Origin of the sequence: Empedobacter sp. UBA2044, from assembly GCF_002333005.1 — a bacterium.
Classification (GTDB): domain Bacteria; phylum Bacteroidota; class Bacteroidia; order Flavobacteriales; family Weeksellaceae; genus Empedobacter; species Empedobacter falsenii_B.
This window is the reverse complement of record NZ_DDBA01000048.1, coordinates 1-6,437: the sequence shown is the minus strand read 5'-3', so window position 1 is coordinate 6,437 and position 6,437 is coordinate 1. Positions and strand designations below refer to the sequence as shown.

Here is a 6,437-nt window from a genome sequence, read left to right as displayed (position 1 = left end):
TTTTAGGGAAGATTACACATTCAACTTTATTTTATAATTAGTAATAGTAAAGAGTCTTATGAATTTAATAACAACAGACTTATTTATACTAATTTAGTATATAAGAAAGTGATAGCTTTCACAAGCTATAGTATTACAAACGGTGAATATAAAGATTCTTATAAAAAGAAATCTAATGGACAATTAATTCAATTGTATGCTGATAATAAAATAGTTTGTCGTATTAAAGAAGTTCATAATAAATATGTGTTTGATGAGATTCTATCTTATTTAAAAACTAATTATCCTGAAATAAAAAAGAATGAAGATTTTGAAATAAGTTTTGTAGAAAAAGAATATATTATAATTACATCATTGACTTTCTCCTCTTTAATAATATTTATTTTATCTTTTAGCATAGAAAATTATCATCCTGATAAAATACAAGAATACAAAACCATTAAAGGTCATATGGCTTATCAACCAGAAATAGATTTTAGTGGAAAAAGAAAAAATCGAAAAGAATATTTAATCTTTAAATTAAAAGAATATCCTCAAATAAATTTCGAAGCCAATTCGATTTATTATTTATGTTTGGAGGAGTAGTATTAGTTGGATTTATTACATATAATATTTATAACATAACAAGAATTTTAAAATAAAAAAAGGAACTCAAATTTGAGTTCCTTTACTATTTTGATTAAGAATATTCTTATCCTAAAACTTTTGCAACTGTAGCTCCAATATCAGCAGGAGATGCAACAACGTGGATTCCACATTCTTCCATAATTGCCATTTTAGCTTGTGCTGTATCATCAGCTCCACCAACGATAGCTCCAGCGTGTCCCATTGTACGACCTTTTGGTGCAGTTTGTCCTGCAATAAATCCTACAACTGGTTTAGTTCCATTTACTTTAATCCAACGAGCAGCCTCAGCTTCTAATTGTCCACCAATTTCACCAATCATTACGATACACTCAGTTTCTGGGTCATTCATAAATAATTCAACAGCTTCTTTCGTTGTAGTTCCAATAATTGGGTCTCCTCCAATTCCGATTGCTGTAGAAATTCCGTAACCAGCTTTTACAACTTGGTCAGCAGCTTCGTAAGTTAAAGTTCCTGATTTAGAAACGATACCAACTTTACCTTTTTTGAAAATGAAACCTGGCATAATACCAACTTTTGCTTCCTCAGAAGTGATAACACCAGGACAGTTAGGCCCGATTAATGTTACATCTCTTTGATCAACATACGCTTGTACTTTTACCATATCTTCTACTGGAATACCTTCTGTAATACAGATAATTACTTTGATACCTGCTTCTGCAGCTTCCATTACAGCGTCAGCAGCGAATGCTGGTGGAACGAAAATAATAGAAACGTCTGCTCCTGCTTGATCAACAGCATCTTTTACTGTGTTAAAAATTGGTAACCCTAAGTGAGTTTGTCCTCCTTTCCCTGGAGTTACACCACCTACTACTTGTGTTCCATATTCAATCATTTGCTCAGCATGAAAAGTTCCTTCTTTCCCTGTGAAACCTTGAACGATTATTTTTGAATCTTTGTTTACTAATACAGACATTGTGATTTTTAATTTACACAAATATAAAAGGAGTTTTGCATTTTAAAAAATATTCAATGTAAAAAATACACTAAATCTTTATTGGAACAGGACAAAAAAGGATAAGATATTTATCATAAAAAAAGCCGACCAAACGGTCGGCTATAAAATATTTTCTATAGATAATTTTATTTTCTCTTGTAATCGCGAACCATTATCTCTGTGACAGCCATTTTTTTATACAATCCTCGAGCCTCTTCAGCTGGATAACCAAAATATGTTTTTCCTCCTTCCAGAGATTTACTAACTCCTGCTTGTGCTAATAATACCGCTTTTGTACCGATTGTTACACCACTTGTAATCCCAACTTGTCCCCAAATAGAAACTTCGTCTTCTACATTTACACAACCAGCAATTCCAACTTGCGAAGCAATCAAACATTTTTTACCAATAATTGTATCGTGACCAATCTGAATTAAATTATCCATTATTGTTCCTTCACCAATAATTGTAGAAGCAGAAACTCCTCTATCTATCGTACAATTCGCACCAATTTCTACATTATTTTCGATGATAACATTTCCGACAGATTTTAAACGATCAAAACCTGTTTCGCGGTTTTTGTAGTAAAATGCATCAGCTCCTAAAACTGTTCCCGAACGAATAATTACATTATCTCCGATAATTGCATAATCATTGATTGAAACATTAGAATGAATCACACAATTTTTTCCAATTTTGACATGATTTCCTATAAATGCGCCTGGCTGAATAATTGTTCTTTCACCTATTTCTGCAGAATCAGAAATTTGTTTTGTAGCAGCTTCAAACGCCATAAAATGTTGTCCAATTTTGACAAAATCACGGAAAGGATCATCAGAAATCAACAAAGCTTTTCCTTCTGGACAATCAACTTCTTTGTTTATCAAAACAATTGTAGCATTCGATTGTAACGCTTTATCATAATATTTTGGATGATCAACAAAAACTATATCTCCCGCTTCTACACGGTGAATTTCATTGATTCCTTCTACTGGAAAATTTTCGTCTCCAATAAATTTTGCATCGATAATTGATGCTATATCTTTTAATTGATGTGTTTGTGGAAATTTCATCTTTCTCTCCTTTTAAAAAGTCTACAAATATAAAAATAAAAAAGCTGTCAAAAAATGACAGCTTTAATGATTTATGAATTGAATTTCATTATTTTTTCTTGAAAACCATTGTTTTAACATCATTAGCAAACAAAACTAATTTTCCGTCTATAATTTCGTATTTGTTTACATTGTTAAAACGCTCTCCAAAAGCATCAGAATCTACTCCTTGACAAGCCATACGCGTAGTTGCGATGTTTTTTACAGTCAATGAATTACCAACCGCTACATAAGCTCCTGTCAAATTATTACATCCATCATTACCAGAAACTTTGTTATTTTGGAATGTTAATGTAGGTTTTTGATTTGGGAAACGATCATCTAATGATTTTGCACTTCTATCTTTACCAATAAATTCTTCTAATTCCCAAGAGCCTGCTAAAGTACCAGGACGAACAAAAGTCATGATGACAATATCACCTTGGATTAATAATAATTTATTATCTGAAATAGAATATTTTAATTTTCCATTTAATTTTGAACTGAAATTAGAATCTTCTACATTTTGACAAGCTTTCATCGTAGACATCATATTACCAAAAGTTATTTCATTTCCAGAAATTGTAACTCCTCCATTCATAGTGTTACAACCATCCGAAGCATTTAACATACTATTTGAAACAAAATTAAGATAAGGTGTTCCTATTGGATAAGCTTCTGCAATAGTACCTGCCTTCATAAAATTAATTTGGCTCAACTCCCATTTCCCTAAAATAGAGTTATCATTTGTGTTTTCAGTATTACCAATCACGTTATTAACAGTAGAACAAGATGTTAAAAATCCTGTTGCTAAAATTGCTGCAAAAGATATTTTTAAAAGTGTTGATTTCATCAAATTTAATTTCAAGTTTCAGTCTAATATACGAATATCATACCAAAATCTCAAAAATGTTAAAATTCGTTTCTACAAAGGTTTTGAAAAGATGAAGCCAAGTAAAGAATTTGTTTTAATTTTGAGAAATAATTTGTTTATATAATTTTCAAAAAATAATTCAATTTGATTTCTCAAAGAACGATAGATATAATTTTCGAAACAGCTCGTGTAGAAGAAGTTGTTGGTGATTTTGTTACCCTAAAACGTGCAGGTTCTAGCTTAAAAGGACTCTCGCCTTTTGGTAATGAAAAGACACCTTCTTTTGTTGTTTCGCCTGCCAAACAAATCTGGAAAGATTTTTCTTCTGGAAGAGGTGGAAATGTTGTGACTTTTTTGATGGAAGTTGAACAATTTACTTATCCAGAAGCGTTGCGATGGCTGGCAAAACGTTATAACATCGAGATTGAAGAAGATGGTGAATATACTTTTGAGCAACAACAAGAAGAAAAAGACCGAGAAAGTTTATATATCTTGACTGATTTTGCGAAGAAATTCTTCACTAATCAATTGCATAATTCGGAAGAAGGAAATTTAATTGGTCTGAGTTATTTCCGTGAACGTGGTTTCACCAAAGAAACTATCGATAAATTTGAACTTGGTTATTCGCCAAAACAATGGGATGCTTTTGCTGAATATGCTTTAAAAAATGGTTATTCAAAAGAATTAATTGAAGAAGCTGGTTTAGCAACTTTCAAAGAAGATAATAAGAAATATGATAAGTTTCGCGAACGTGTTATGTTTCCTATTTATAGTTTTTCTGGTAGAACATTAGGTTTTGGTGGACGAATTTTGCGAAATGATGCCAAAGCTGCTAAATATTTAAACTCTCCCGAAAATAAAATTTACCATAAAAGTAAAACGCTTTACGGATTATTTCAGGCAAAGCAACACATTATAAAAGCCGATCAATGTTTTTTGGTTGAAGGTTATACAGATGTTTTGTCTCTGCATCAAGCTGGAATACAAAATGTGGTGGCGAGTTCTGGAACAGCACTTACAAATGAGCAAATTCGTTTGATAAAACGTTTGACAGAGAACATCATTGTGATGTACGATGGCGATAATGCTGGTATCAAAGCTTCTTTTCGCGGAATTGATATGATTTTGGAACAAGAAATGAATGTCAAAATTCTATTGTTACCAGAGGGCGAAGATCCGGATTCGTTTGCGAAAAAACATTCGACAACAGAAATCGAAGCGTATATAAAAGAAAATGCCTCCGATTTCATTCGTTTTAAGGCAAATGTTTTGTTGGAAGATGCGAAGAATGATCCTATCAAAAAAGCGGAATTAATTAGAGAAATTGTCAAATCGATTTCACTTATTCCGAATATTATCAAGCAGGAGGTTTACATTGCAGAAACTTCTAAAATTATGGAAATTCGAGAAGAGGTTTTGTTCAAAGAATTGGCTCAATTGCAAAATTCTGCCGATAAATCAACTTCTTCGTCTTCTCATATTACAGATAATTCGCGAACGAAAAAACCTTCTATTTCGGTTGTTGCTTCTACAAAAGAAGTAATTAATGTTCAACAAACTGTAGAAAATGAAATCATTAAGCTAATTATGCAATTTGGTGATTTGGAAGTTGATTTGAAGAACGAGAACAACGAGCTATATAAAACAACGGTTAACCAAGAAATTATTTCTCAATTTGATGAAAACGAGTTGAGTTTGAGTAATCCACTTTATCAATCTATTTTAGAAGAAGTGAAAGTTGGTTTGAGAAATGATGAATTGCGAACAGGAACTTATTTTTCGCGATTAACCAATCCAGAAATTGTACAGCTTGCTTCAGAAATGATGTTGGAAAAACATAATTTGAGTGAAAACTGGACAGTAAAACAAGGCATCAACATTAAGAAAAAAGAAGAATTTGTGCACAAAGATTTATTTGATGTTTTACTTCGCTTCAAAATTATTTACATAGATAATATGATTAAAGAATTGATGCATCAAACAAAAAATCCTGAATTATCAATTGAAGAAACGAATCAAATTCTTCAACAAATTATGCGTTTTACTGGATTAAAAAATATCTTAAATCAACATCTTAATCGCGTCATTTAATTTAACATTTACTGATTAAAATCACAACTAACTGACTAATAAATATTTACATAAAAATTACAAATAGTTCTTAAAAATTTTAATAAGTGACTATATTTTTAACTTATTGTTAACAATTCTTTCTAAAGCTACTAAACATAGACATTTAGGTCTCTTTTATTTTCTGAAAATCATTAGAAAAAACTATGCATGTACAAACAAAATCTATTATGCTTATTTTAGATAAAGATTCAGAAAGAACTAAAGAATGACAAAGAATATTTTAACATTATTAGTAATGCTGATGATTATCCCAATGGCTCAAGCTAAAGGAAAATCAAACTTTTCAATAGAAAATCCGTTACCAGTTACTATAACTAAAAATTTGAAACTTAATTTAATCAATAAATTTTCAGATTTTAATAAAACAGATAACACTGCGATTTCGGAAATTGTTGAAAAAGCTGGAAAAAAAGTAAGTGGAATTGTATCATGGTATGCTGATAAATTTCACGGTAAAAAAACTTCTAGTGGCGAGTTATATAACAAAAATAACTTAACTGCAGCCCACAAAACTTTACCATTCGGTACAAAAGTCAAAGTAACCAATACAAATAACGGAAAATCTGTTGTTGTAAAAATAAACGATAGAGGACCACATACAAAATCTCGTTTATTGGATTTGAGTAAAGCAGCGTTTACTTCTATAGGTTCTATTAATGCGGGAACATTAAACGTAGAAATGGAAGTTGTAGAGTAAAACAATTTTTAGATATTAAAAAAGAAAAGGATTGAACATTGTTCAATCCTTTTCTTTTTT

The 6,437-nt window shown here is 30.9% G+C and carries 6 protein-coding genes; 3 read left to right on the top strand and 3 right to left on the bottom strand.

Annotated elements, in window-relative coordinates:
* Nucleotides 1-108: 108 nt before the first annotated feature.
* Nucleotides 109-585, top strand: a complete 477-nt coding sequence (locus B4E59_RS08400) for a hypothetical protein (RefSeq protein WP_291047031.1) — start codon at nt 109-111, stop codon at nt 583-585.
* Between the two features lie 106 nt (nt 586-691).
* Here B4E59_RS08400 and sucD read toward each other — a convergent pair whose 3' ends face one another.
* The 3 genes from sucD to B4E59_RS08385 all read right to left on the bottom strand — a co-directional run bounded on the left by sucD (nt 692) and on the right by B4E59_RS08385 (nt 3,526).
* The gene (sucD, locus tag B4E59_RS08395; RefSeq protein ID WP_280035736.1) at nt 692-1,561 is read right to left on the bottom strand and encodes a succinate--CoA ligase subunit alpha; all 870 of its coding nucleotides are present in this window, start codon (nt 1,559-1,561) and stop codon (nt 692-694) included.
* A gap of 167 nt (nt 1,562-1,728) precedes the next feature.
* The gene (locus tag B4E59_RS08390) at nt 1,729-2,655 is read right to left on the bottom strand and encodes a UDP-3-O-(3-hydroxymyristoyl)glucosamine N-acyltransferase (RefSeq protein WP_291052467.1); all 927 of its coding nucleotides are present in this window, start codon (nt 2,653-2,655) and stop codon (nt 1,729-1,731) included.
* Nucleotides 2,656-2,743: 88 nt separating this feature from the next.
* Nucleotides 2,744-3,526, bottom strand: coding sequence for an META domain-containing protein (locus B4E59_RS08385; RefSeq protein WP_291047033.1), 783 nt, complete (start codon nt 3,524-3,526; stop codon nt 2,744-2,746).
* Between the two features lie 165 nt (nt 3,527-3,691).
* Here B4E59_RS08385 and dnaG point away from each other — a divergent pair, with 165 nt between their 5' ends.
* Entirely contained in the window at nt 3,692-5,638 is a 1,947-nt protein-coding gene (dnaG, locus tag B4E59_RS08380) for a DNA primase (protein ID WP_125349737.1), read from the top strand.
* A 247-nt stretch (nt 5,639-5,885) separates the two neighbouring features.
* Entirely contained in the window at nt 5,886-6,377 is a 492-nt protein-coding gene (locus B4E59_RS08375) for a septal ring lytic transglycosylase RlpA family protein (RefSeq protein ID WP_219035263.1), read from the top strand.
* Nucleotides 6,378-6,437 lie beyond the last annotated feature (60 nt).

What these genes read in the sequence shown, in the direction of transcription:
- B4E59_RS08385 (WP_291047033.1), bottom strand. Translation starts at nt 3,526, where the DNA reads ATGAAATCAACACTTTTAAAAATATCTTTTGCAGCAATTTTAGCAACA.
- B4E59_RS08375 (WP_219035263.1), top strand. Translation starts at nt 5,886, where the DNA reads ATGACAAAGAATATTTTAACATTATTAGTAATGCTGATGATTATCCCA.
- B4E59_RS08390 (WP_291052467.1), bottom strand. Translation starts at nt 2,655, where the DNA reads ATGAAATTTCCACAAACACATCAATTAAAAGATATAGCATCAATTATC.
- sucD (WP_280035736.1), bottom strand. Translation starts at nt 1,561, where the DNA reads ATGTCTGTATTAGTAAACAAAGATTCAAAAATAATCGTTCAAGGTTTC.